Source organism: Legionella navarrensis, assembly GCF_052527415.1.
The window spans coordinates 12,573-37,566 of sequence record NZ_JBNVZR010000004.1 but is presented as its reverse complement, the minus strand read 5'-3'; the positions used below and the strand labels follow the sequence as shown (position 1 = coordinate 37,566).

Genomic DNA, 24,994 nt, shown 5'->3' with positions numbered 1-24,994 from the left:
GACGTTCTCACCCACCACGTGGTCCAATGATGCAAGTAAGCGCTGATTCTTCGGGAAGAGATTGCTCTCGTGCTTTTCCCAAGGTTCTCGGCTGCACAAGCATGCGGTTTGGTGCAGGCAATGCTGGCTCAGTTGTCTCCCCCAATTTGAGTAGGGCGTAATGGGTCAATTGTCAACAGCCCCTGGCACACACTTCTTATTGCAGGACAGAATCAAGGGCTCGGTGTACTGGCTTCATAGTCACACAGTCCTGGAGGAAATTCTTCATAATCGTCTCGCGGAACTTTCGCAAGCATTGGCAGAATTCATACCTGGAAAATCAACAATACGAGTAGAATTAGCGTGAGCGCCCACATTGCACCCAATAAATTTCGTTCCCTGGACAATAGGGGCAGTATACTTATAATGTAGAGCCAGCGAAAAGCCGCAGAGAAGAATAATGAATTCACCCCGATTTTTTTTATCAGTTGTTAATGAAGCGAAGGTAGTTGCAGTAGGTGCTGCCAGCGCCGCATGTTATGTTGCATGTTCCAATACTTTGATGAATATGCTTAAACACCCATACGCTTTTTTTTGGGGGCGAGAAGCGATTACATTTATGGTCTTATTTATGACCGCCCTGGTTTTTTATGGAATTTTGGGTTCTGTTGTGGGAGGGATTAAAGCCCTTATACTGCACTTGTGCCGCAATAATCAGTCGCAGGAAATACCAGCACAATTGTCTATCTAAACCTGCATGGCAGGCCAGCCTGCAAACAGCACCTGCCTGACCAGAAAAAATACCGGATGAAAAACAACAGCAAAAATATTATTATTAAATGCTGGAGCATGTTGACAATTCAGATCCCTACGCCCCGCGACTCGTTCGCGGGGTCCAGGTTTGCAATAAGATTCCGGGAATTGCTCAATATTGTCTGGATACCGCGCATAAAGCCTGAGAGATGGTCACAAAATGTGACCATAACGTTTTGAAAAGGATATAAATTTGTTTGATGTGCATGATGAGTTGTGATCAAATAGTGTTTCCAGACAATATTATGAGCACCATCATGCACGTAGTTGAATTATTACATAAAACCTTCAAAGAAAAACTACCCCAATTCATAAAAAGAGGATAAGAAGCCTAATGGTTTCCTGTGAAGCCGCAATTAGCAGCAATACTCTGTATTTGACAGGCTTGGGACGCTCAATATCTAATACAAACAAGGAAAGTAGTAATATTCAAAAGGTTGACAGGTTATTGGGGAATGGCCATCTTCAAGGAGAGCGAGAATCTTTTTATGAAGTAATGGCCTCTTATGTTATTCAGGAAAATCAGTCACCCTGGATTCATATTGATTGGGCATGCATTAATTCAACCACAAATCTTTATATGTTACGCGCAAGTATCTCAATGAATGGGCGATGTTTCGTAATTTATGAAGAATGCCACCCCGAAGAAAAATACAATAATCACGCCATACATAAATCATTTTTAAACCGGTTAAAAGGATTGTTACCACAACATGTCAAGCCGGTTATTGTCACCGATGCAGGATTCCGCGCCCCTTGGTTTTCTTACATTTTAAGTCTCGGCTGGAACTTTGTTGGTCGATTGCGGCATAAGAATCTGATATATAGGGAAAGTATATCAACATGGGTGTTAAGTTCAGATTATTATGAACAGGCGACTTCAAAACCGATTTATATGGGGTCTTGTTTGTTAACAAAGGAAGGGAAGGTTCCTGTAAATATTGTTTTATATCAAGGCAAAAGCAAAGGTCGACATCGACTAACCCGTGATAAAAAAAGAAGCCGTCATGGAATGAGTGAGCGCCATTCCAAAGCAGCCACAGAGCCTTGGCTTTTAGTAAGTTCTCTTAACGAGACAAAATATAATCCTGTATTAATTACTAATATCTATCGGCAACGCATGAGAATTGAGGAAAATATAAGAGACACAAAATGCCCGCATTATGGCCTGGGGCTTAAAAAAAGCCTGACGCAATCTTGCCAACGCATGAATATCCTGCTTCTTATTGCTGCCATCGCTACGTTTGCTGCCTGGATTGCTGGACTATTTGTTAAATCAATTGGTAAAGCCGCTGATTTTCAAGCACAGTCAGCTAAATTTACTTCTGCAATATCCTATGTTTTTCTGGGTAGACGCGCGTTGGTGAAAAGATTGAAAATAGTTCAAAGTGAATTTGAAAATATATTAATAATGCTTTATCAGTTTACTCTCCTTGCTCAGCAGGAGAATCCCCACTATGGTTGATTTTTGTGAGGATCTCTCAGGCATAAAGCGCAGTACGTAGGCGCAATGGGTCAATTGTCAACACGCCCTAGGGATTTCTAAATATTTGTACCTAAGATATCGAAACGTTGATATAGGTGCAAAAATATGACATTAACATGTTGCCCCATTTTCATTCTCAAATCACAACTCATTTTAACCGTAAAAAATACGGTACCGTCTGCCATTAAATAATTTTATTATTTTAGAGGATTTAAAACTCATGGTGTGTGAACTTTCCTCATCATTATCATGATGTAATTTATTCGTTCAAGAAAGAACTTTTCAAATTGCAACGATTAATGACAAAAAATCTTCAAATCATAATAATAAAAAATAACTGGAGATCATAAATAATGACCTTAACAATAGGTGCGATAAAAGAAAATGAGCATTTTGAATACAAAGGAGATGTTCATATTACAGGTAGTATAGGTGCCGGAGCAAGAGTCATTATTCAAGACGGTTCATTAATCATTGACGGTGACGTTGGAGAAAGATCAGATATTAGCTTAACACCAACACAATCTACTGTCGTAGTATCATCTGTCTCATTTTACAGCCACAGTAGTGGCAGTATAGTTTCAATGGGAGGCTCAGGCCGTGAACTCCGTATACACGGTAGCGTAGGCAAAAACGCGCATATTAAAACGACAAGTAACGAGATAAACATAGACGGTTATATTGGCTCAAATACGACATTAAAGACTATGAGCGGTGACATAAAAGCTAAATTTGTGCATGACAACGCATCTCTTAATACAATGAGTGGTGACATACATGTCGAAAATGTTGGCTCAGGTGCGAGATTAAATACCATGAGTGGTGATATTCATGCAATAGACGTTGGTTATAACTCATTATTAAAAACCATGAGCGGGGATGTGAAGGTTTGCAAAGCTCATCCTTCTGCTTCACTTGAGACAATAAGTGGTAGTATCTATGAAAATGGCGTAATACGAAGAAAAGAATTGCATGGAACAACCCCCGTCTCAGTTGTGGGTGGCGTCTCCAGTAGCGTATTTATTGGTGGCCTGAGTCTCTTCGGCAGTGTAGGTAGAGTAGTTGTTGGTGGACAAGATGTTACGCACTTACTGGGTGACACATCCAGAAGTTCAAGTTCAGTCCCCAGCAGTGAGCCTGTAAGATATCAATTCCGTTAAGATAGTCAAAATTCAGTGACTTTATTATAGTAATGGAGTCACTGAAAATAGAACCCCATTACGGGGGAAGTCAGGATACGTGTGCATATGGGTCACTTCACTTTTAAAACAGGCCTGCAGCCCTTGCCACATATGGGCTATAGCTTTTTTTCATAGAAATAAATCTGTGGTTCAAATATAGCCGATTATGCAACGGATTGAAGCTCCTCATTTCTGGCTTTAAACAAGAACTTATCTCTTGTCGCGAATAAATCGGCAGGGAGACGCGCTAAATCCAACACATATTCACCAAAACGCTTAATCTGCTCGGTTATGTAAGGACTCATATGACTCAGATCTTCTTCGGTAATCATATAACCCTCTTCGATTAAGGCGTGACATACATCAGTGATGTCAATCACATTTTGCAACATGATGCAATTGGCGATTAAATCATTATGCTTAACGGCTTTTTCCATCTCATCCGGATCATTTTACGCAACCAGGTATCTTGAGCCAAACCTTATCCAGTCTTCAAGTGTATGGTAAGACTCAATTTTATTTGTTGTTGCCGTAATGGTTTGTCTCAAATCTTTTCACCTTGCCCAGCTCCTGAAATGCTTTATACAGTCTGTTTTGGTTATTATATGAGTTAAGCCTGGACAGAATAAATGAGGAAGATACCTTCCCCAATTTTACCGAGATGATCACTTGCATTAAGTCTTGCCAATGTGTTTCCAAAAGTTCTCAGTCAATTTCAGCCTCACAAAACATCGAGTCGATATTCATGTACTTTGTTTTTTTATCCACACGATACAAATTCAAATCCTTCCAATTGCGAATCCTCGGCATTAACTCAATTCCAAGCAAATAAGCAAAGGCAAAAACTGGTAAAGATTGGCCTTGTGTATCTGAGTGGACGATATTGGGTTGCACCTCAGATGCGTTTTTTAATAAGCCATCGATAATATGTATGGCTTCCCATACCCCACATTGAATAAATGTTGAAAATAATGCTATGTAATTATCAGCTATATGCCGGTAGGCGATACCACCTTTTTTTCCATAGCGAATATGTTGTTCCGCAATTATTGCTGTTCAGCGTGAAGTAGCGAATGGTAAAATCTTGAATGATGAGCATCATCGGGATCTGTTAATAGAATTAAACCATGAATATAATCAAGTTAAAACCAATTTCTGGATGGCATTAATTTTAAATACAATAGCAACTGCTTTTATCATTACAACGAGTGCTATTTCTTGGCCTATTGCGCTTAGTATTACCATTTCTTATATGGTCTTTAGATTACATGATGCCTATGAAAAATCCTCAAAAGCAACCGATTGTAAACAGGGAGAGTATTATAATATATACCGTTTGTTTGGCACTGCTGAATCAGGCAGTGAATCTCGGCTCAGTTTAACCACGAATGCGACCATACGATAGTGAATGCTCCATTAGAAATGTTCAATATGTAATGTTTGTTCACTATTGTTTTGGCAAGTTAATTGCAAGTCACGGGCGATATTGTTATTGCCACAAAAGAACAAATGACCTTTAAACTGTTTTAATGACACGTTTGTTTGTGGGTTTAATCGGTTTGTTTCAATGACAACAGGAATGTTGAGGTTTTCCAAAGTTGATAAATCTTTTGAAGTTGCTGTAATGTTAAATTGAATTCTATTCACTTCAACCTTGGATTCCCTTATGAGCTGAAGAAGAAATCTTAACTCTTGAATTTCTCTGGTTGAGTGGTAGATTGCCAGATAAAGGCTCTGTATACTCATGCTATGAAAATAATTCAAAAAAGCGGCCGTCATGGCAAGCCCACTACCAGAAGTAATTAACATAAATTGCGTATTGGTGAATTTGGAAAGGGTAAGGTGAGATGGAAAGGAAGAGGTAAGTTGGATTTTGCTACCAATAGTCAAATTTTTGATTAACTGACGTGTCCAAACACCATTTTCACTAATAATGAATCGAATGTAGTTGTCATCATTGCCGCTGGCAATGGTAAAAGGATGCACGGCATTAAAAAAATAACTAAACCATGGCGCTGCCAACATGGCATAATCGCCGGGTTTGTTTTGATAATGTTGTGGTTTTTTCAGAGTCAAGACCATCATGCGTTGATGTATCGATTCAATAGAATGAACCGTTGTGGTACTACTTTTTGACCACTCTAAAAGTCTGTCAAGGGTAAACCCGCTTAATATAATGAGCGAAATTGGTAATAGTCTCAAATCGTTAGTATGAAAACCGAAGCCAAGTGTCAACCCCCACCAACCCAATTGATGTGGCAGTAAAAATTGCGAGTAGTAACTGAAACGCGTGCTTATTTTATTACGCAAAAAATACATACCACCCACAGGCAGCATTACTAATGCCACCATGCTAAAACCAGTCAGCCATTCTCGATCTGAAAAATCGATATTATCCCGCTGAGTAGTATTAAGTATATGTGCCGTAGCATGGATCCCGGTAAAAACCATCATGCCAGTTGCCAAAACTTTGTGACTGGAAAAACGATTGATACGTTGAGCGATGGGTTTTGTTGCAGATAACTGATGAAAAGTGTGGTTAAGTACTCGGAGAGTAGGTATAAAAACGAGTGGAAATACTACTTTCAAAACGGCGCCGGCTGCACGGGCATGAGCATAGTATATATCTTCTTCCTCTTGGTAGTGCTGTTGCAGGGTATGAGCATAAACGCCGGCACTGGCTGTGGCAAAAAGCCCGTTTTGGATGGTATTGAGATCAATATAGCGAGCGATAAGTTTGATAATAAACAGCAGGTAAGTCAGAAATAATGTTAAGGCTGCTTCTATTTTTTGCATCAAACTAATCTCGGGATGTCTGTGTTAATGGCGCTTTCGGGTTGAATTGAAGCGCTTGCTTTTATTTCAAGAGGAGGTCTTGAGTTGAAAAAAGTAGAACGATACAGTCTTCTTGCGGCTGGAACGGCGTGTTGCTGTGCCTCACTAAATCCAATTACAAACTCAACCAACGGCCCAAACCAGGCAGTATAATCTACTCTGGTCGCAATGGCTGCAAGCAGAGCTTGAGAGGCATGCGCAACGCCTGCCAAAGCTCCAATGCCTAATGATAAAATCATAGAAGATGAATCACCACGCCTAAGCATGTTGGCAATATTATTGGGTAATTGTTCCATTTGATTAAGATGAGGAACAGACTCAGCTATGGCAAAACCATATACAGCGAGACGCCTGGAAAACTCCTGGTTAATTGGGGCGGCGATTAATTGTCCTTCTGGTAAATGCAGATACACCATTACTGCCAACATCAACCACCATTTTAAAGGAGGCCATGAGCTTGGTGCCCTCCCAGTTATCTCACTATTCGTTACACTCAGGCTATAATGTTCACGTGTACCATTCAGGGTGTGGAAAAGGTGCGGTACCGAGATAGCACAAAACTTTATTAACGCAGGTGCAGCAAAAACCAACCCTAAAAATTCATTATTGTGTATTCCTAATGAGCTGGCCAACAAACTACCTTGTAAACGATGCGCCCATCCACACATGGCTAATGGCGGTACAAGTAACATCAAGCCCGTCGATACGACTATAATATCACTCGTTTTTGCAGTCTGAAGTAATGATTGTTGTTTATGACCTTCATTTGCATCATTAGATTCATCATATTGCGCCGGAAATAGATGATCGTATACCTCAATGGACTCACAACAACCAGCAAGAAATGCCAAGCCGAAAATATATAACCAATAAGCATCCCGAGCTGCGTCTGGTAGCTCATCTATTGTCGCTCGAGAATAAGTCATTGAAGATACAACGAATACCAGAAACGTGATAAATTGTCGTAACTCTTTTGGCATAACTTAAACCATACAAAAATGTCTTTGAGCAAGACGTGGAAGTGATTAGCGTTTTATTATATGGGATTATATCGGTAGAAAGCTACGACTTTGGGTGCGTTTTAATTCATAGTCAATTTTATAAAAAAATTCTGCATCCTATGTAGTCAGAGGGTTATAAGCGATTTTAAATGTTCAAAGTCCTTATTATATAAGTACCTTGATTTCCCCCCTTCTAATTTATTTCTATGAAAAAAGGCTGTAGCCCATATGTAGCAAGGGCTGCAGGCCTGTTTTAAAAGTGAAGTGACCCATTTGCACACGTATCCTGACTTCCCCCGTGTTATTTGCCGTACATTTAACACTCACAAATATTGCTGGAATCGTTTGGTGCAGGCAATGCTGGCTCAGTTGTCTATCTAAACCTGCATGGCAGGCCAGCCTGCAAACAGCACCTGCCTGACCAGAAAAAATACCGGATGAAAAACAACAGCAAAAATATTATTATTAAATGCTAGAGCATGTTGACAATTCAGATCCCTACGCCCCGCGACTCGTTCGCGGGGTCCAGGTTTGCAATAAGATTCCGGGAATTACTCAATATTGTCTGGATACCGCGCATAAAGCGCGGTACGTAGGCTGATGGAGAGCAATGGTCAACAACCCCTGGTTTACAGAAGGGATAAGTAGCGAAATAACGATAGGTGTGCGCGATATTTATTCAATTTTTGCCTGTGTGTCATAAGAAACATTTATATTTATAAGGAGTCAATTATGCCGGATTACTGGCTTGAACAGAAACAAAGAGAAATAATTGAATATCAACATAAAATTGTCACTCAACAAAAAAGAGAAGAGAGAGAAAGAGAGGAAAGGGAGTATAGGGCGCAGCAATTGGAACGAGCCAAACAGGAAGAAAGACGCTTACGATCGATCAGGGACGATGCGATCATGAGCATGTTATCCGCACAAGCATTTCAACCGGAAATTCCGCGTCAATTATCTCCGATTGAAGAATGTAATGAGCAGATAAGACATTGGCGAATGACGGTTGATATCGAAGGTTTGAAAAAATATTATAAATCACAAGCCGGATTTTTTAATGCCAGCCATGACATATTTGATAATAGTAAAAGAGGGATGGCTCCGATAGACTATCGCCGGAGGGTTTTCCGGATGTTAGATATTCGCGCGGCAAGAAATCCTGGTGGTGCTTCTGAAAAAACATTAGAGGAGTATGGGCTAAAGTTTAGAAAACCGTAGTAATCCCCATATATAACTGATATCAAAAGTAGAGGATTAACAGGCCACCTAAGCTAACTTTAATGACCATCCCGATACGCCCTCCTCTCAACTTCCTTGAGCGGGAGGGAAGACAGCTCGATGTAAACAGATAAATATGCGCTCTGATTCAATCTGGGATAATCATTAAAAAATTCAGGAATGCTTTCTGTTAACATGATGTATAGAAGCTCCCAGGCCATTCTGAGGCGGGAGCATAAAGAAGCGGCTGTTTCTAAAACCGTACACGAAAACCAGCTACCGGCCCGTAGATATTCATTTTCCAACGATACAGGTCTGTGCCTTCGCCGTGGCCGTAGTTCTGATGTAAAAACCGATAACCAAGAAAAAAGCGTGTGCGTTTAAAGTGATTGGGTGATTGATAACCGCCAAGCAGGCTGAGGTTGTAGCTGTTGGAGCGATCGCCCTGACCGTAATCGGCGCGCCCTTCCACATTAAAAGCGGGATTGAAACTGTAATTCACTCGCGAGCCAATAAGCGCGTCCGTCCAGTGTTCTTTCAAACCGACGCCAAAGAAACTAACGTCTACAGACGTATTCGTTGCGGTGTAGCGTGCGCCGATGAATGGCTCGATAGACAGGCCTACACCCAGCTCGCCATAAACTCGATACGTTACCCCTGCGCTATCGATCGTCATTTTGCTGACGGCGCTGACTGCCGTGCTGCGGACTTCTCCTGAATCAGACAGTTTGGTATAGAAACCATCAAAATAAAAACCAACGCGATCTTTGTGAGCGTCAAGCCACAACATGCCACCAAAATCGAGGTATTTAAGCAAATCAATAAAACTTTCAGACACATGAAGATTTTTATGCCCCCTTGAAACATCACCGTTCAGGCTGGTTGCCCAAAGATAAGGAGCGATATCAAAAACCCAGGGGGAAGAACAAGCATTTCCGGCACTCAATAAGCCAAGTATCAGCAGGTATTTTTTCATTGCAAACATCCCTTTAGTATTGATATACAAATATACCCTGTGTTTCACGCCAGAGATACACCTGCCCACATGATAAGTCCATACCAGCTGTTACTCGCAAAAGCCTGCCAGCAGCGTTCATCACTTGCTCGTGTCAGAAGACGCTGCTGATATATAAAAATCAGGGTTCCAATAAGCCAGAACGCATAAAACAAACCGGAAAAATGCCGGGACCAGGCCAGAATAAGCCAGAGTAACTGACATATTCCCTGTAATATGGCAATGATAAGCGTATCGTAACGACCAAACAGAATAGCGGTTGATTTGACCCCAATCAGCAGATCATCGGCTCTGTCAGCCATGGCATACTGCGTATCGTATGCGACTATCCAGCAATAGTTTATGCACAGCAGAGCCAGCATGGACAGGTCAAACTGAGCAAATGAAGCGGCGTAAGCCATAGGTATACCCATCGAAAAGGCAATTCCCAGCACCATTTGTGGCGCTGCAATAAAACGCTTACAAAATGGGTAAACAAAGGTCACCAGCAAGGACAAAACAGCGTACACGACACATTCCGATGGAAGCTGTAACAAAATAAGCAAGGCCAGCAGCAGATAAAAAGACAGCAAGACCAATGCCTGAGACAGGCTCAGTTCACCGCTTGCCAGGGGTCGATTTTTGGTCCGTTTGACGTGACCATCGATATGACGATCTGCAATATCGTTCATCACGCAGCCTGCTGCACGCATGATTACTGTGCCGGCCAGAAACAACAGCAGCAAAGTCCAGGAGGGCTGGCCTTGATTCGCAAGACACAGAGCCCATGCAGTTGGCGCCCAGAGCAGGAAGGTTCCAGCGGGTTTGTGAAAACGTGATAACCGCCAACAGGCCTTAAGACTCATGTCAGTGAGTCCACCCATTCAGGCAGAAAGAGCTCAGTCAGAAAAAATGGATAATGTCTGCGTATGGTAAAGGTGGACAGGCGTAGCCACATGACAGGTGCCTGGTTAACAAAACTGCGCTCGGGCCAGTAATATTCAATCGAGTCTGGAAATAATGGGTAGTAATCCAATGAGCTGCGTTCAACGTGATCGTGACTGAACACGATATCACCAAGGGCCTCATACTGTAAGCGGTCGAAGACATCACGATTGGCAGTGAAAACCGGCTCCGGTATCATACTGCGCGCAAACCAGCAGGGTGCCTGATGGCTGAACATCAGAATGTCACGCTGGAGAATTCGATGGTGTTGCAGACCCAGGACCTGTTGATCCCACCAGTTGGTTGACCGCCAGTGCTGCCTGATGACCTGTAAACGCGTCTGTCCTCTGAGCTTTTTAAGTCTGGCTGTCAGTGGACCCGTATGAACCAGCCACGGTAACAGGCTGGGTGGCGGAGAGACGGCTGTTTCCTGATAAGGTAAAAAAGGTACGCGCATAAAAAACCTGAACTGAGAGCTTAAGTGATTATATCACCGCCTGCTTTGTGTATGTAAAGATATTGTTATTGTCCTTATCTCAAAAATATTTTTATTCCGACTATCGTAAACCCGCCTTCAGGATCTGTGTCAGAGTATTTTTCTCAATAACAAAGCGTCCTCTGTTCCGTTTTCGTCTTTATAATAATTTCTTTTTATCTCATCATGCTGAAAACCGAAACCCTCATACAGCGCAATCGCCGCAAGATTTGTTGGCCGAACTTCTAATATAATGTTGTCTATATCCTTACGCTTCAGTGAGCCAAGAACTGTTTTCAGTAAAAATTTACCAAGGCCTTTTTTTTGCTGAGATACATCAATACAAAGGTTCAGAATATGACATACATTTTCGCTGTAGCGGCTGATAATATATCCAACAATCATCTTTCCACGAAAATCAATCTGCTCCAGAACGCGACAATCGTAGCCAACCAAAACACAGTCCTTGATAATTGTTCTGCTCCACGGAGCGCGATGCGCAGCCAGTTCAATTTTATGAACCCGATCAACATCTCCAAGTTGCATAGGTCTGATAATATGCATGATACTGGCCCTGGTTAGTTATATTACCTGGCGGCCTGTCTTTTTCGGACTCAAGCACACGGCCGTCAGGCTAAGGATAATCTGAGGTAACTCATACCGTATAAGACAAAATTACGTCGCCATCGCCTGCGCGGGGACGACGTATTGCGTTATTTTTTCTTTTTAGGTAAAAACAAATCTGTAATCGTACCATCAAACATTTCGGCAGCCTGCATAATGGTTTCTGACAGCGTGGGGTGCGGATGAATTGTGAGTGCAATGTCCTCAACGTCACAGGCCATTTCAATCGCAAGAGCCGTTTCAGAAATTAAATCACCCGCGTTCACACCGACAATACCGGCACCAATCAATCGTTTGCTGTCTTTACAAAACAACAGTTTGGTCATCCCTTCTTCACGTCCCATACTTAAGGCACGCCCACTGGCAACCCAGGGGAAAACCGCTTTTTCACAGGCAATACCTTTTTCTTTGGCTTCTTTTTCAGTAACACCAGCCCAGGCGAGTTCAGGGTCTGTGTACGCTACGCTGGCGATGCAGGCAGGATCAAACACATGTTTCATGCCAGCAATCACTTCTGCTGCCACTTTGCCTTCAGGAATGGCTTTATGCGCCAGCATGGGCTGCCCAACCACGTCACCAATTGCGAAAATGTGATCAACATTGGTACGTTGCTGCTTATCAACAGCAATAAACCCACGCTCATCGACCTTGACACCCGCTTTGTCGGCGTCAATCATGCCGCCATTGGGCTTGCGTCCCACAGCAACCAGAACCTGTTGAAATTTTAATGGCTTATCTGTTTTGTGTTCACCATCCATAGACACATAAATACCGTCTTTTTTCGCCTCAACTGCGGTTACCTTGGTTTTCAGAAGGAAGGTTATGCCTTTTTTCTGCATGCGTTTTTGCAGAACGCTGACCAGATCACTGTCAGCCGCAGGGATTAACTGATCCATGAACTCGACAACGGTCACTTTGACGCCCAGTGACGAATACACAGTTGCCATTTCCAGACCAATAATACCACCACCAAGAACGAGCAGATCGCCTTTGATATCAGCCAGCTCCAGCGCACCAGTCGAGCTGAAAATGCGTGGATCCTCAGGAATAAACGGCAGGTTAACAGACTCGCTGCCAACTGCGATAATCGCCTGCTGAAAATCAACCAGCGTCGTTGTCCCCTTGTTTTCAACACTGACCTGATGAGTGCCAGAAAAACGGGCAGTTCCTGTCACAACAGTAACCTTACGAGCTTTGGCCAGAGCCTTGATACCCACTGTTAATTTACCGACAACAGAGTTTTTCCAGGCAACCAGTTTTTTGTTGTCAAACTGAGGAGCGCCAAACGTCACACCCTGCTCTGCCATTTCATGAGCTTCGTCTACAACTCTGGCAATATGCAGAAGTGCCTTGGAGGGAATGCAGCCAACATTCAGACACACGCCGCCGAGGTTGTCATAACGCTCAACCAGAACAACGCTTTTACCCAGGTCAGCAGCACGAAATGCCGCCGTGTATCCACCAGGACCACTTCCAATCACTACAACATCTGCTTTTATTGTTTCACTCATCACTTGCCTCATTTATAAACACATAACATTTCAATATAGATGGCAGTCTATCGTCCGCTGGCAGCTACCGTCACTCTTTTCACACATACTGCCTATAGTATGATTCGGCGAATATCAGCCAGCAGATCCGCGATGTATCGCGTAAATCGTGCCGCTTCTGCACCATCAATAACACGGTGATCATAGGACAGGGATAAGGGCAGCATCAGACGTGGCTTAAATTCCTTTTGATCGTAAACCGGCTTGATGCTGGATCGGGAAAGCCCCAGTATCGCCACTTCGGGACTGTTGACAATAGGCGTAAACGCCGTGCCACCAATGCCTCCCAGACTGGATATGGTAAAACAACCACCACTCATATCGGCTGGTGTCATGGTTTTCTCACGCGCTTTTTTGCTGAGACGCGCCATTTCCATGGCAATTCCGCCGATCGACAGCTGATCAACCTGTTTGATGACAGGCACAACCAGACCATCGGGTGTTTCAACAGCGATACCAATGTTCACAAAGTTTTTATAAATTAAATTCTCGCCACTCGCATCAAGAGACGAGTTAAACTGAGGGAATTTCTTCAGGGCCAGAGCGACTACTTTGGTTACAAACGCAAGAACCGTTAATTTATAACCAGCCTGCGCGGCAGCTTCAGACTCCGATTTTCGGAAAGCTTCCAGCTCGGTAATATCGGCCTCGTCGAATTGCGTAACATGCGGAATTGTGATCCAGGAGCGATGCACATTAACACCGGTCAGGCGCTTGATTTTATTCAATGGCCTGATGTCGACAGGTCCAAATTTGCTGAAATCAATAACAGGAGCCTGAGGCATGGCAAAACCGCCAGCTGCGGCTGGTTTTTCAGATAAACGAGCCTTGACCCAGGCCTGAACGTCTTCTGTCGTGATACGTGATTTACGTCCCGTTCCCTTGACCTGGCTTAAATCCACACCAAACTCACGGGCCAGACGACGAACGGAAGGCCCTGCCTGTATCATGGCAGCATTAACATTTTCGGTAATATCGGCCACTATTCTTTCGACTGTTTCTGTTCTTGCCACTGGCGCATCAACGGGCCCGGCAGCCTTCACCGGTGCTTCTGGCTTCGTTTCTATTTCTGTAGACTGCTCTGTGTCCAGCACCAGAATCATGCTGCCCTGTGCAACCTTGTCACCTATATTAATAAGTACGCGCTGAACCTTTCCTGCCATGGGCGAGGGAATATCCATTGTTGCCTTGTCACCCTCGAGCGTAACAAGCGCCTGATCTTTTTCTACGCTGTCACCTGCTTTCACCATAATTTCAATCACATCAACATCGGTAGCACCACCAATATCTGGAATACAGACATCGACAGACTGCGATTGCGTTGCGGTTGGCGCAGGTATCGCCACAAGTGTCTCTTCTTTTTTATCAGCGACGGGCTGCTCTGGCGTTTTGCTCTCAACCGGCGCCTGACTGGCGGCTTCCTGTGCAAGGGTTAATATCAGATCACCTTCGGACACCTTGTCACCTGTTTTAACCGACAGCGCCACTACCGTTCCAGCAAAAGGGGACGGGATCTCCATGCTGGCCTTGTCTGACTCCAGCATAATCAAAGGGGTATCAACCTGCACGGTGTCGCCAGGTTTTACCAGTAACTCAATCACATCAACCTGGCTTGCTCCGCCAATATCAGGAACCGTAATTTTTATTTCATCTGCCATAATAAACCTCAATTAATTTCCGATGCCTGTTAATCAGATCGTCACCGGATTGGGTTTGTCGCCATCTATGCCATAACGACTCATGGCATCCACCAACACAGATTTCGGTAAGGTACCGTCCTGAACCAGCCCATCCAATGCGGCAAGGGCGACAAAACGGGCATCTACCTCAAAGAAATGGCGCAGGCGCTCTCGTGTATCGCTGCGGCCATAGCCATCGGTACCCAGGGCAATAAATCGCTTATCGAGATAAGAACGTATCTGATCGGCATGCAGACGCATATAGTCTGTTGCAGCAATGACAGGGCCTGTTGTATCTGACAACATCTGGCTGACATAGCTCTGCCGTGGTGTCGACTCTGGGTGCATTCGATTATAACGCTCTACGTCAATACCATCGCGGCGTAACTCACTGAAACTGGTCACACTCCAGATATCGGCTGTAACACCGTAGTCTTTTTCCAGAAGTGCTGCGGCTGCAATCACTTCTCGCAGAATGGTACCGCTGCCCAGCAACTGGACATGACCTTTGCTTTTACCTTTTTTACCGCCTCCGGTGGATTGCAGATGGTAAATACCCTTCAGAATCCCCTCTTCCACACCTTCCGGCATATCTGGATGCGTGTAGTTTTCATTCATAACCGTGATGTAATAAAACACGTTATCGTGATCAACAAACATACGTTTCAGACCGTTTTGAATAATCACGGCTAACTCGTAGGCGTAGGTGGGATCGTAGGCAACGCAGTTAGGAATCATGGACGCCATTAAATGGCTATGCCCATCCTGATGCTGTAATCCTTCCCCGGCCAGTGTGGTTCTGCCAGCCGTTCCGCCAAGTAAAAAGCCGCGTGCCTGCATGTCGCCGGCTGCCCAGGCCAGATCACCAATGCGCTGGAAGCCGAACATGGAGTAGTAAATGTAGAAAGGAACCATCGGCAGTCTGTTAGAACTGTAGGACGTAGCCGCAGCTATCCATGAGCAGAATGCGCCGGCTTCGTTAATCCCTTCTTCGAGAATCTGTCCATCGCGGGCTTCACGATAGTACATGACCTGCTCGCGATCAACGGGCGTATATAACTGCCCTACTGGTGAGTAAATTCCAATCTGGCGGAACAGACCTTCCATTCCAAAGGTACGGCACTCATCCGGTACGATAGGAACGATTCGAGGCCCAAGATCCTTTTCTTTCAGCAGCGTCGTCAGAATGCGGACAAAGGCCATGGTGGTGGAGATCTCACGATCACCGGTTCCTTTGGTTACAGCTGAAAAAGCGGATAAGTCAGGGATGGGTAATGATTCAAATTCCGTGTTTCGAGCTGGTAGATAACCACCTAGCGCTTCACGCTGCTTACGAAGATATTGAATTTCTGGGCTGTCATCTGCCGGGCGGTAAAATGGGATGTCTGTGATATGTTCATCACTGATTGGAATACTGAAACGGTCACGGAAGGCACGCAGTTGTTCAATACTCATTTTTTTCTGCTGATGAGTGATGTTCTGCCCTTCACCGGCAGCACCCATACCATATCCTTTGATGGTTTTGGCCAGAATAACCGTCGGTGTTCCTTTATTGGATACTGCCTTGGCATAGGCTGCGAATACTTTCTGTGAGTCATGACCACCACGGTTCAGACGCCAGATGTCATCGTCTGACATGTGCTCAACCATTTTTTTAAGCTCAGGGTACTGGCCAAAGAAGTGTTCGCGCACGTAGGCCCCATCGTTGGCTTTGTATGCCTGATAATCACCGTCCAGGCATTCTTCCATGCGTTTTTGCATAATGCCTGTTTTATCACGGGCAAACAGATTGTCCCAGCGGGTACCCCAGATGACCTTGATGACATTCCAGCCGGCACCACGGAACACACCTTCCAGTTCCTGAATGATTTTGCCATTTCCGCGAACAGGGCCATCAAGCCGCTGTAAATTACAGTTGACGACAAAAATCAGGTTATCCAGCTTTTCACGTGCCGCAATCGACAAAGCACCGACTGACTCGACCTCGTCCATTTCGCCATCACCCAGAAACGCCCAGACCTTACGGTTTTCAGTCTTGATCAGATTACGGTTTTCAAGGTATTTGAGAAAGCGCGCCTGATAAATCGCCTGCAAGGGCCCAAGGCCCATAGAAACGGTTGGGAACTGCCAGAAATCATGCATCAGCCAGGGATGTGGATATGAAGACAGACCATCGGTTTCGACCTCCTGACGGAAATTTGCCAGCTGCTGCTCGGACAGACGCCCTTCAAGGAATGCACGTGCGTAGATTCCTGGCGATGAATGTCCCTGTATATAAAGCAAATCACCACAATGTTCGCTGTTGCTGCCTTTGAAAAAATGATTAAACCCGGTTTCGTACAGGGTTGAGGAAGAGGCGTATGAGGCAATATGGCCACCCAGCTCAGGTGCATGCTTACCTGCCCTCAGCACCATCGCAACAGCATTCCAGCGAATCAAAGCACTGATGCGCTTGCTCATGCCTTCATCGGGTGGAATTAAATCTTCTTCGTGCGCACGAATGGTATTGCGATAGGGCGTGGTCAGTGAGTTTTGCAGCCCGACGCCTTCGGCATTCGCCATATTCAGCAATTCCTGAAGAATAAAGGAAGCACGTTCGCTGCCATCCGAAGCTATTATGGCATGTAAGGCGTCCAGCCATTCACGGGTTTCTACTGGATCGATATCGTTTGTTTGTGCCTTCACCATGAGTGTGTTCCTCGTTGTTCAATATTTATTGGCAATAGGGAGCTGCCTGCAGCTGTTTCTTAACCACACCACCGCAGGATTGCACGCAGATCTGGTAGTCAGCGCGGCAATTGCAGGTAACTTTGCGGCATTGTAATGGATCCCGATAGGAATTGAAATTGCGGGCGATAAAGCCGCCTTTCACTGATTGTTCATGTACATAGCGACTGTAATCCTTTGCGGTCATCTGTGCCACGTGCGCCTGACATTGCTGACAATTGTTACGACAGGTCTTGTTGCACTGTGCTGCGCGTTGCTCGCAGGAGGCCGTACAGCTCTGTATGGCTGAACGGGTCTGGATCGTATTCGTCTGTACCGTGCAGGCGGCCATCATAACAAGACAGACAGCCAGCGCCACTCGAATCAAATTGGTCATTTTTATTATACTCGCGAATTAATGATAAACATCACAGCCAGGCTACCAGCGTAAAAAAGGCCAGGAAGACCAGACACACAATCAGGGCATGTTCGACCAGATTCTGTGCGTAGGCCAGAGTCACCTGTTCCTCCCCTTCTGTGTGTGCAACCAGTAAACCACCTTCGCTCAACATGGTTTCATTGTTGGCGGGTGAACTAAAAAACATTTTTGAATAATAATTAAACCCACGCTGGAAATTTCCGACCAGCATATACAAAAGCAGGGTCAGACGACTGGTTATCCAGTCCAGCCAGGATGAAAGGATGATGGCAGCAGAGCGTGTTTTCTCCTGATCGCGACAAAGATATACAAGGCGATAACCCAGAACTGCCAGTGGTCCTGCCACAATAAACCAGAATATGACGGCAAACAGCTGATTGTTTACACTGGCAAGATAATGGCCAGCTGACATCTCTTCATTTCCCTCGTCCCCGGGTTTGTGAACGGGATAAAATGAGTTATCCGGTCCCAGGCAATAATAAAAAATCGCCAGATTCAGCAGCAGACCGATAAAACCAAACAGCGCGTCAGACAGAAAATATAAAATCAGGGCCACAAACAAAACAATCGGCAGCACCGCAAGGGCAAGTGCCGTCCAGGCACCTGACAGCATCCGGTCCTCGGTAAGGACACGGTTAACCATGCCCATGTAGTCGCCAAACCAGTAAAACCTGCGATGAGAAATCGCATGAACCAGATAGCGCTCACTCAGCAGACAAAGAATAATAACCAGCAGTTTCATGTTTAATCCTTACGCATGTTATCCGACAGGGCGATTGGCGTCGGGTATTTTAATACCACCAAATAAGATGAGGCAATAAAGGTCAAAATGGTTGTGGCCTGTATTAGATTAGACGCTACATCAGATATCAGTTTAGTACTATATGCAATACTTGCAACCAGAAGGGAGAATTCACTGGCCTGTCCGAGTCGAAAACCAACCTCTTTCGCAACGGCTCCCTTTTCTCCAGATTTTACAAGCAGATACTTAAACAGCAACGGTTTCAGTGTCAGCATAAGTGCGGCGAGAATACAGGCTGGGTAAACAACCTGAGCGACAAAGTCAAAATTAAATGTTGCGCCAATGGAGAAAAAGAACATCACCAGGAAAAAATCCCGCAATGGTTTCAGACTTTCGGCAATATAGAGGGAGATAGGACTGGATGCCAGCGCCACGCCTGCAACGAAGGCCCCGATGTCCTCAGACAGCCCCATTTTCTCACCGAGCATCGATAAACCAAGGCACCAGCCGATGGATAATAGAAATACATACTCCTGAGTACGGTCAAATCGAGCCAGCAGCTTAACCAGGACGTAGCGTTCAAAAGCAAAGGCGAAGAGGATTAGCAAAGGCAATGCGATACCGACCAGCAAGAAGTCATGTACACTCAAACCACCGTCTGATTGGGCTCCGTTAATCAGAATCAGAACGATAATCGCAATAATGTCCTGCAAAAGAAGTACACTTATCATCACCTCGCCAGTGTGCTGGTGATGCAAAATGGTGGTTGGCAATAATTTCAAACCAATAATGGTACTGGAAAACATCATGGAGGCGCCCAGTACGCAGGCCTCTGTTTTCGATAATCCAAACCATATTCCAATCGCATAGGCAATAATGGCGAACAGCAGCGAACTGATAACGGCTATCCAGGTGATTTTTCTCAGCATGTGCACCAGGTTTTGTGGTTGCAGATGCAAACCCAGTAAAAAGAGCAGAAACACAATACCTACATCACCTACCTGCTGCACAATGCTGATGTCGGAAACCAGCTTTAAACCCCATGGACCCAGAGCGGCACCCAGAAGAATATAAGCAACCAGCAGCGACTGCCTCGTATACAGTACAATCGTTGAAAAAACAGCAGCACCAGCAAAAATCAGGAAAATAGTATAAAAAACTGTTTCATTCTGCATAAACCTATTGCCCACCGTGTAATAAAATCATCATATAACATTGAACACCATGGCCTGGAAAGTATTTTCACTTTTCAGGCCATGTTCGTGATCAGGAAACAGCGTCTTTTTCCAGCATTTGCATCGTGGTCTGTGTCAGATCAAGCAGCTCTCTTATCGCCACAAAAAACATCGTGTAGTTTAATATGGGCGTTGAGCGCAGATCAGCCAGAATCTTATGCCATCGCTCGATCAGGGCCGCATGTGTTTTCGACCAGAGTTCAAAACAAAGCATATAATCCTGATTGTTTTTATCATCCAGACCGATAATTCCTGCAGTGAGCTGTCTTTGCTGCCAGTCAAGATCATCCCGTAAAGCTTCGCGCGACAAGGCTTCCCAGTTGTTTTCCGTGGGATGAATAATCACCTGCATGCGAATCCATGCCAGAGACAGGAAGTCACCGATATGGAAATAAATCTGCGCTACCTTAGGCACGCTGATACCCAGATTATGCGCCACGTCGATGATATCCATTGCAGAAAACAAGGCTCTGGGCAACGTCAGCTCATGCGCAAACTCAGGAGCAATGCCCATGGAGCAATACTGATTGAAAAATTCCTCATACAGCGCACGGTTTCCTTCGCCCAATACAGCCGGGATCGATTTTTTCAGCTCGATGACGCCTGGCACGAACAGCTTAACCGCCTTGCTGATATTCAAGCGTGTACGCTGTGTCCGCAGGAACCAGCGGGTTACTCGACGCAACAGACGAACATACTGCATAACCAGTTCGGTTTGCTTATCGGAACTGATAATGGATTCCATTTTTTCCATTCCAGCCCATACGGCGTCAATATCCAGCACGCGACGGGCGATCATGTAGGCACGGATAATTGCCGACACTGGAGCCCCTGTTTCTTCCCGCATACGGAATACGAAAGAGAATCCCATCTCGTTGATGATTACGTTACTCAGGCTTGTGGCAATGATTTCACGCTTAAGCGGATGATTTTCCATTTCCTTGCTGAATTTGCTCTGCAATGGTTGTGGGAAGTAACTGACCAGAAGCTTTTTCAAATAAGGATCTTCAGGGACATCGGATGACAGAATCTCCTCTTTAAGCAGGGTTTTGCTGTAACAAAGCAGAACCGCAATGGTAGGAGCGGTTAAGCCCTTACCAGACAGCTTGCCTTCGAGAATCAGCTTGTCATCGGGAATAAACTCGACCGCCCGGTCAATTTTGCCCGTACGCTCCATCTCGTTGATATAACGGCTGTGCAAATCAATTGAACGCAATCCCTGAGTGACGGTCAGACTGATTGCCCGCGTCTGCAGCACGTTTTCACGTAAAACCAGTGAAGCCACTTCATTGGTCATTTCGCTCAAGAGTGTGTTTCGCTGTTTAAAGGTCAGGTCACCACTGCTGACGATCGCATTTAACAGGATTTTGATGTTCACTTCTTTGTCAGAGCAGCTTACCCCACCGGAGTTGTCAATAAAATCGGTGTAAATCAATCCGCCGCGCATGGCATATTCAATACGTGCCAGCTGAGTCAGGCCAAGATTACCGCCCTCTCCTACTACCTTGCAGCGCAGTTGCCGCGCATTAACACGGGTAGCATCGTTGTTCCTGTCGCCGACATCGGTGTGACTTTCTGAAGACGCTTTCACAAAGGTACCTATCCCGGCACTCCATAACAAATCTACTTTCGCTCTCAGTGCCGCTCGGATCAGCTCATTGGGTTCAATGCTGTCAGCCTTGATGTCAAAAACCTTTTGCATTTCCTTGCTGACCGGAATGGATTTGGCGTTTCGGTTAAAGACACCGCCACCTTTTGAAATCAGTTTGCTGTTGTAGTCGGTCCAGTTTGAACGCGGCAAATCGAACAGACGTTTCCGCTCAATGAAACTGGTTTCAGCATCGGGGTTGGGATCGATAAAAATGTGCAGATGGTTAAAGGCGGCTACCAGCTTAATGTGTCGAGATAACAGCATGCCATTACCGAACACGTCGCCAGCCATATCACCAATGCCCACAACAGTAAAATCATTCTTGGAGATATCATAATTCAACTCATAAAAATGACGTTTTACCGACTCCCATGCACCGCGGGCGGTAATACCAATTTTTTTATGGTCGTAGCCGACTGAACCACCAGATGCAAAGGCATCGCCCATCCAGAAACCGTATTCCAGAGAAATAGCATTGGCGTAGTCTGAAAACGTAGCCGTTCCTTTGTCAGCAGCCACAACAAGGTAGGGATCATCCTCATCAAAGCAGACAACCTGCTCCGGCTTGATGACCTTGCCATCCTGATAATTGTCTGTGATATCGAGCAGGCTGCGAATGAACTCCTGATAGCAGGCTACCCCTTCGGCCAGGACTTGTTCGCGCGTGCTGTTAATCGGTGTCTGCTTGGAAACGAATCCACCTTTGGCTCCCGAGGGAACAATCACCGCATTTTTTACCTGCTGCGCTTTCATCAGTCCAAGAATCTCGGTGCGGAAGTCCTCACGTCGATCTGACCAGCGCAAACCACCGCGCGCAACCTTTCCACCGCGTAAATGCACACCTTCAAAACGTGGTGAATACACAAAAATCTCAAACATGGGATAAGGTTTTGGCAGCTTGGGAATTAATTTACTGTCCAGTTTGATGGAAATATAGGACTTATGCTGACCGTTCTTATCCACCTGGTAGTAGTTAGTACGCACGGTGGCATTAATAACCTGCACGTATTGACGGATGATTTTATCTTCATCGAGGTTCGATACGGTATCAAGGGCCTTGAATATCTGGTCAACCTGATTCGCACATTCAAGATCACGGGAACCCGTGTGTCCCGGATTAAAGCGCAGATCAAAGAGACTAACCAGCATTCTGGCTATGTTCGTATTATTATTTAACGCTTTCTCGATGTAGTGCTGACTGAAGGTAAAACCAATCTGTTTAAAATACTTGGCATAGGTTCGTAAAACAGCCACCTGACGCCAGGTCAGTCGCGCGCCAAGAACCAGTTGATTAAATCCGTCGTTTTCCGCCTGGCCTGCCCAGACGCTGGCAAAGGCATTCTGGAACAGCTCTTTGATTTCATCGAGTTCAAAAGACATGTCGCCGGTATACTGCAGGGTAAATTCGTTGATCCAGGTAATTTTTCCGTCTTCGAACTTTAGCAGATAGGGACGCTCACTGATTGCGCGCAGGCCAAGGTGCTCAACAATCGGCAACACATCAGACAAGGGGATGGTGACGTCATTTTGATAAATTTTTAAGCGGAAGCAGTCTGGCCGCTCATCCAGTGAATGGTAGAAATTAATGATCAGCGGGGTGGATTCCGACAAGGCTTCCACGTGTTTGATATCATATACGGCAACCCTTGGGGTGAAGCTGTCTGAATAGTTAACGGGAAACGCATTTTTATAACGTGCAAACAAGCGATTGGCCTGTTCCTCACCATAGGCTTCAGACAGATAATGCTGCAGATCATCAGTCCATGAGCGTCCCGCCTCAATCAGCTTTTTTTCAATTTCCTTGAAATCCCAGACGGTTGTGTCCTCTGGATTGGTGCGGATGATGAAGTGGATTCGCGCAAGAATCGATTCAGAAAACGACGTTGCCCAGGTAATTTCCTCCGCATGGAAACTGTCTTCGAGAATTTTCTGCATCACCTGCCGTAATTCCGTGTTATAGCGTTCCTTAGGCACGAAAACAAAGCAGGAAACAAAACGATGGTACAAATCCACGCGCGCGAACATACGAATACGTCTGCGCTCCTGCATGTGGTAGATACCCATTGAAATTTCAAGCAGTTCGTCTTCAGAACCCTGTATTAAATCATCGCGTGGCAGGGTTTCCAGAATATTCAGCAATATCTTTCCGACATGGCTTTTCAGATCAAGATTGGAATTGGCCATGATGGACGCCACTTTGTGACGAAGGAAGGGGATATGTCTCGGGTTAGTATTATAAGCGGCGGATGTGTACAGACCAATAATACGTCGCTCACCGATCACCTTGCCCTTATTATCAAAGCGTTTGATACCGATATAGTCGGTATAGGCTCGTCGATGTACGGTTGCTTCGGTGTTGGTTTTAAACATGACAAGCGCGCGGGACGACAGCGTCAGTTCACGTGCTTCTGGTGACATGGTAGATATATTACGTGAAGACGACTTACTTAGACTGGCGCGTAAAACACCCAGACCGGTTTCAGGAAGAGGCTCCAGAACCATATCCTTGCCTTTGGTGATGAGCTTGTAATCCCGGACACCCAGAAAAGTAAAATGATGATCCTCAATCCAGTTTAAAAAGGCCCGTGTCTCTTCTGCTTCAGCCGGATCAATCATCGGTGCAGTGACATCGAGCTCCTCAATGGCATCACGGACTTTCTTACGCATTTCAGGCCAGTCTTCCACCACAGCCTTGTTATCAGCAATGATGCGCTCCAGATTTTGATGCAGGTCATCCAGAACACCAGGATCAGTCTGGCGGTCAATCTCTATCAGAATGGGAGCTTCAAGAGACACTGTACTGTCTTTGTTATCTTTCGCACTTCCTGCAGGCAACACATCGGTGATGTGATGATCAACCGGATCACGACGAAGAACGAGGCCTTCCATGTGAACGATCAGATGCGATACATGCCCCAGGCGATTAATAATCATGCGCAGGGAGTCAACCAGGAAGGGCATGTCCTTCGTAATAATTTCAATTACGGTATGGGTTGTCTGCCAGCCGTGTCGTTCAAGCTCTGGGTTATAAATGCGTATTTTTGTTTCATCAGGTTGACGAACCAGCATCAGAGACCAGAAATTAACAAGGGCGCCGTATAGATCGTCCATTTCCCATTCGACAAGATCATCGTAGGAAACGGTTTCCAGAAACTGCCTCACAAATTGACTGCACAAAACGGATTGATCGACACTCATTTTCTGGCTGATTTTATTCACCACATTATCAATAATGGCATCTTTTCCATTTTCAAATTTGTAAGACATTCAAAAACCTCGCTGGGCTGAAAGTGAATTATGAATTCAGTCCATCATCTGGCAGAATCGGGACTGAGAACGGTTATGTAAATTTATCATATTACAGCTTAATCTGTAATTATATACCTGTTAATAGTAAGGGGTACACAGGCAGAGCGTGTTTCATGAGAGAATTTCCGC

At 45.1% G+C, this 24,994-nt stretch carries 18 protein-coding genes and 1 pseudogene; 5 read left to right on the top strand and 14 right to left on the bottom strand.

What is annotated here, in order from left to right:
- Nucleotides 1–439 precede the first annotated feature (439 nt).
- From ACQUTA_RS03870 to ACQUTA_RS03860, 3 genes are all read left to right on the top strand, one after another.
- Nucleotides 440–730 carry a hypothetical protein gene (locus ACQUTA_RS03870; RefSeq protein ID WP_444986890.1) on the top strand — a complete coding sequence of 97 codons (291 nt, stop codon included), beginning with the start codon at nucleotides 440–442 and terminating at the stop codon, nucleotides 728–730.
- A 396-nt stretch (nucleotides 731–1,126) separates the two neighbouring features.
- Nucleotides 1,127–2,257: an IS4 family transposase gene (locus ACQUTA_RS03865; protein WP_444986889.1), complete on the top strand. Its 1,131-nt coding sequence runs from the start codon at nucleotides 1,127–1,129 to the stop codon at nucleotides 2,255–2,257.
- A gap of 374 nt (nucleotides 2,258–2,631) precedes the next feature.
- A complete protein-coding gene (locus tag ACQUTA_RS03860) occupies nucleotides 2,632–3,438 on the top strand; it encodes a DUF4097 family beta strand repeat-containing protein (protein ID WP_444986888.1) in 807 nt (268 codons plus the stop codon).
- A 185-nt stretch (nucleotides 3,439–3,623) separates the two neighbouring features.
- Here ACQUTA_RS03860 and ACQUTA_RS03855 read toward each other — a convergent pair.
- Nucleotides 3,624–4,452 (bottom strand): annotated as a pseudogene (locus tag ACQUTA_RS03855) (Tn3 family transposase).
- Nucleotides 4,453–4,543: 91 nt separating this feature from the next.
- Here ACQUTA_RS03855 and ACQUTA_RS03850 point away from each other — a divergent pair.
- Nucleotides 4,544–4,864, top strand: coding sequence for a hypothetical protein (locus tag ACQUTA_RS03850; RefSeq protein ID WP_444986887.1), 321 nt, complete (start codon nucleotides 4,544–4,546; stop codon nucleotides 4,862–4,864).
- An 11-nt stretch (nucleotides 4,865–4,875) separates the two neighbouring features.
- On the opposite strand, the gene ACQUTA_RS03845 is transcribed toward ACQUTA_RS03850, so the two are convergent.
- Together ACQUTA_RS03845 and ACQUTA_RS03840 are read right to left on the bottom strand one after the other, a co-directional pair.
- On the bottom strand, nucleotides 4,876–6,255 hold the full coding sequence (locus ACQUTA_RS03845) for a hypothetical protein (protein WP_444986886.1): 1,380 nt from the start codon (nucleotides 6,253–6,255) through the stop codon (nucleotides 4,876–4,878).
- Nucleotides 6,255–7,274 (bottom strand): hypothetical protein, encoded by a 1,020-nt coding sequence (locus ACQUTA_RS03840; RefSeq protein ID WP_444986885.1) that lies wholly within the window; start codon nucleotides 7,272–7,274, stop codon nucleotides 6,255–6,257. Before ACQUTA_RS03840 ends, ACQUTA_RS03845 begins: the two co-directional genes overlap by 1 nt.
- A 753-nt stretch (nucleotides 7,275–8,027) precedes the next feature.
- Here ACQUTA_RS03840 and ACQUTA_RS03835 point away from each other — a divergent pair.
- Nucleotides 8,028–8,516, top strand: a complete 489-nt coding sequence (locus tag ACQUTA_RS03835; protein WP_444986884.1) for a hypothetical protein — start codon at nucleotides 8,028–8,030, stop codon at nucleotides 8,514–8,516.
- 253 nt (nucleotides 8,517–8,769) lie between these two features.
- Here the strand turns inward: ACQUTA_RS03835 and ACQUTA_RS03830 are convergent, their stop codons facing one another.
- The 11 genes from ACQUTA_RS03830 to ACQUTA_RS03780 all read right to left on the bottom strand — a co-directional run bounded on the left by ACQUTA_RS03830 (nucleotide 8,770) and on the right by ACQUTA_RS03780 (nucleotide 24,823).
- Nucleotides 8,770–9,492: a hypothetical protein gene (locus tag ACQUTA_RS03830; protein ID WP_444986883.1), complete on the bottom strand. Its 723-nt coding sequence runs from the start codon at nucleotides 9,490–9,492 to the stop codon at nucleotides 8,770–8,772.
- A 44-nt stretch (nucleotides 9,493–9,536) separates the two neighbouring features.
- The gene (ubiA, locus tag ACQUTA_RS03825; protein ID WP_444986882.1) at nucleotides 9,537–10,376 is read right to left on the bottom strand and encodes a 4-hydroxybenzoate octaprenyltransferase; all 840 of its coding nucleotides are present in this window, start codon (nucleotides 10,374–10,376) and stop codon (nucleotides 9,537–9,539) included.
- On the bottom strand, nucleotides 10,373–10,912 hold the full coding sequence (locus tag ACQUTA_RS03820; RefSeq protein ID WP_444986881.1) for a chorismate--pyruvate lyase family protein: 540 nt from the start codon (nucleotides 10,910–10,912) through the stop codon (nucleotides 10,373–10,375). Before ACQUTA_RS03820 ends, ubiA begins: the two co-directional genes overlap by 4 nt.
- 129 nt (nucleotides 10,913–11,041) lie before the next feature.
- The gene (gene rimI / locus ACQUTA_RS03815) at nucleotides 11,042–11,494 is read right to left on the bottom strand and encodes a ribosomal protein S18-alanine N-acetyltransferase (protein ID WP_444986880.1); all 453 of its coding nucleotides are present in this window, start codon (nucleotides 11,492–11,494) and stop codon (nucleotides 11,042–11,044) included.
- A 149-nt stretch (nucleotides 11,495–11,643) separates the two neighbouring features.
- Complete coding sequence (gene lpdA / locus ACQUTA_RS03810; RefSeq protein WP_444986879.1) at nucleotides 11,644–13,065, bottom strand: dihydrolipoyl dehydrogenase; 1,422 nt, start codon at nucleotides 13,063–13,065, stop codon at nucleotides 11,644–11,646.
- Nucleotides 13,066–13,157: 92 nt separating this feature from the next.
- On the bottom strand, nucleotides 13,158–14,762 hold the full coding sequence (aceF, locus tag ACQUTA_RS03805; RefSeq protein ID WP_444986878.1) for a dihydrolipoyllysine-residue acetyltransferase: 1,605 nt from the start codon (nucleotides 14,760–14,762) through the stop codon (nucleotides 13,158–13,160).
- A gap of 33 nt (nucleotides 14,763–14,795) precedes the next feature.
- Nucleotides 14,796–17,471, bottom strand: a complete 2,676-nt coding sequence (gene aceE, locus ACQUTA_RS03800; protein ID WP_444986877.1) for a pyruvate dehydrogenase (acetyl-transferring), homodimeric type — start codon at nucleotides 17,469–17,471, stop codon at nucleotides 14,796–14,798.
- A gap of 25 nt (nucleotides 17,472–17,496) precedes the next feature.
- Nucleotides 17,497–17,886, bottom strand: a complete 390-nt coding sequence (locus ACQUTA_RS03795) for an Aq_678 family protein (protein ID WP_444986876.1) — start codon at nucleotides 17,884–17,886, stop codon at nucleotides 17,497–17,499.
- 31 nt (nucleotides 17,887–17,917) lie between these two features.
- Nucleotides 17,918–18,670, bottom strand: coding sequence for a regulatory signaling modulator protein AmpE (ampE, locus tag ACQUTA_RS03790; protein ID WP_444986875.1), 753 nt, complete (start codon nucleotides 18,668–18,670; stop codon nucleotides 17,918–17,920).
- A gap of 2 nt (nucleotides 18,671–18,672) precedes the next feature.
- Nucleotides 18,673–19,845: a cation:proton antiporter gene (locus ACQUTA_RS03785; RefSeq protein ID WP_444986874.1), complete on the bottom strand. Its 1,173-nt coding sequence runs from the start codon at nucleotides 19,843–19,845 to the stop codon at nucleotides 18,673–18,675.
- A gap of 91 nt (nucleotides 19,846–19,936) precedes the next feature.
- Entirely contained in the window at nucleotides 19,937–24,823 is a 4,887-nt protein-coding gene (locus ACQUTA_RS03780; RefSeq protein ID WP_444986873.1) for an NAD-glutamate dehydrogenase, read from the bottom strand.
- Between the last annotated feature and the right edge of the window lie 171 nt (nucleotides 24,824–24,994).

Coding starts and splice junctions, on each gene's coding strand:
- ACQUTA_RS03870 (WP_444986890.1), top strand. CDS start 440: ATGAATTCACCCCGATTTTTTTTATCAGTTGTTAATGAAGCGAAGGTA.
- ACQUTA_RS03865 (WP_444986889.1), top strand. CDS start 1,127: ATGGTTTCCTGTGAAGCCGCAATTAGCAGCAATACTCTGTATTTGACA.
- ACQUTA_RS03860 (WP_444986888.1), top strand. CDS start 2,632: ATGACCTTAACAATAGGTGCGATAAAAGAAAATGAGCATTTTGAATAC.
- ACQUTA_RS03845 (WP_444986886.1), bottom strand. CDS start 6,255: ATGCAAAAAATAGAAGCAGCCTTAACATTATTTCTGACTTACCTGCTG.
- ACQUTA_RS03840 (WP_444986885.1), bottom strand. CDS start 7,274: ATGCCAAAAGAGTTACGACAATTTATCACGTTTCTGGTATTCGTTGTA.
- ACQUTA_RS03835 (WP_444986884.1), top strand. CDS start 8,028: ATGCCGGATTACTGGCTTGAACAGAAACAAAGAGAAATAATTGAATAT.
- ACQUTA_RS03830 (WP_444986883.1), bottom strand. CDS start 9,492: ATGAAAAAATACCTGCTGATACTTGGCTTATTGAGTGCCGGAAATGCT.
- ubiA (WP_444986882.1), bottom strand. CDS start 10,376: ATGAGTCTTAAGGCCTGTTGGCGGTTATCACGTTTTCACAAACCCGCT.
- ACQUTA_RS03820 (WP_444986881.1), bottom strand. CDS start 10,912: ATGCGCGTACCTTTTTTACCTTATCAGGAAACAGCCGTCTCTCCGCCA.
- rimI (WP_444986880.1), bottom strand. CDS start 11,494: ATGCATATTATCAGACCTATGCAACTTGGAGATGTTGATCGGGTTCAT.
- lpdA (WP_444986879.1), bottom strand. CDS start 13,065: ATGAGTGAAACAATAAAAGCAGATGTTGTAGTGATTGGAAGTGGTCCT.
- aceF (WP_444986878.1), bottom strand. CDS start 14,762: ATGGCAGATGAAATAAAAATTACGGTTCCTGATATTGGCGGAGCAAGC.
- aceE (WP_444986877.1), bottom strand. CDS start 17,471: ATGGTGAAGGCACAAACAAACGATATCGATCCAGTAGAAACCCGTGAA.
- ACQUTA_RS03795 (WP_444986876.1), bottom strand. CDS start 17,886: ATGACCAATTTGATTCGAGTGGCGCTGGCTGTCTGTCTTGTTATGATG.
- ampE (WP_444986875.1), bottom strand. CDS start 18,670: ATGAAACTGCTGGTTATTATTCTTTGTCTGCTGAGTGAGCGCTATCTG.
- ACQUTA_RS03785 (WP_444986874.1), bottom strand. CDS start 19,845: ATGCAGAATGAAACAGTTTTTTATACTATTTTCCTGATTTTTGCTGGT.
- ACQUTA_RS03780 (WP_444986873.1), bottom strand. CDS start 24,823: ATGTCTTACAAATTTGAAAATGGAAAAGATGCCATTATTGATAATGTG.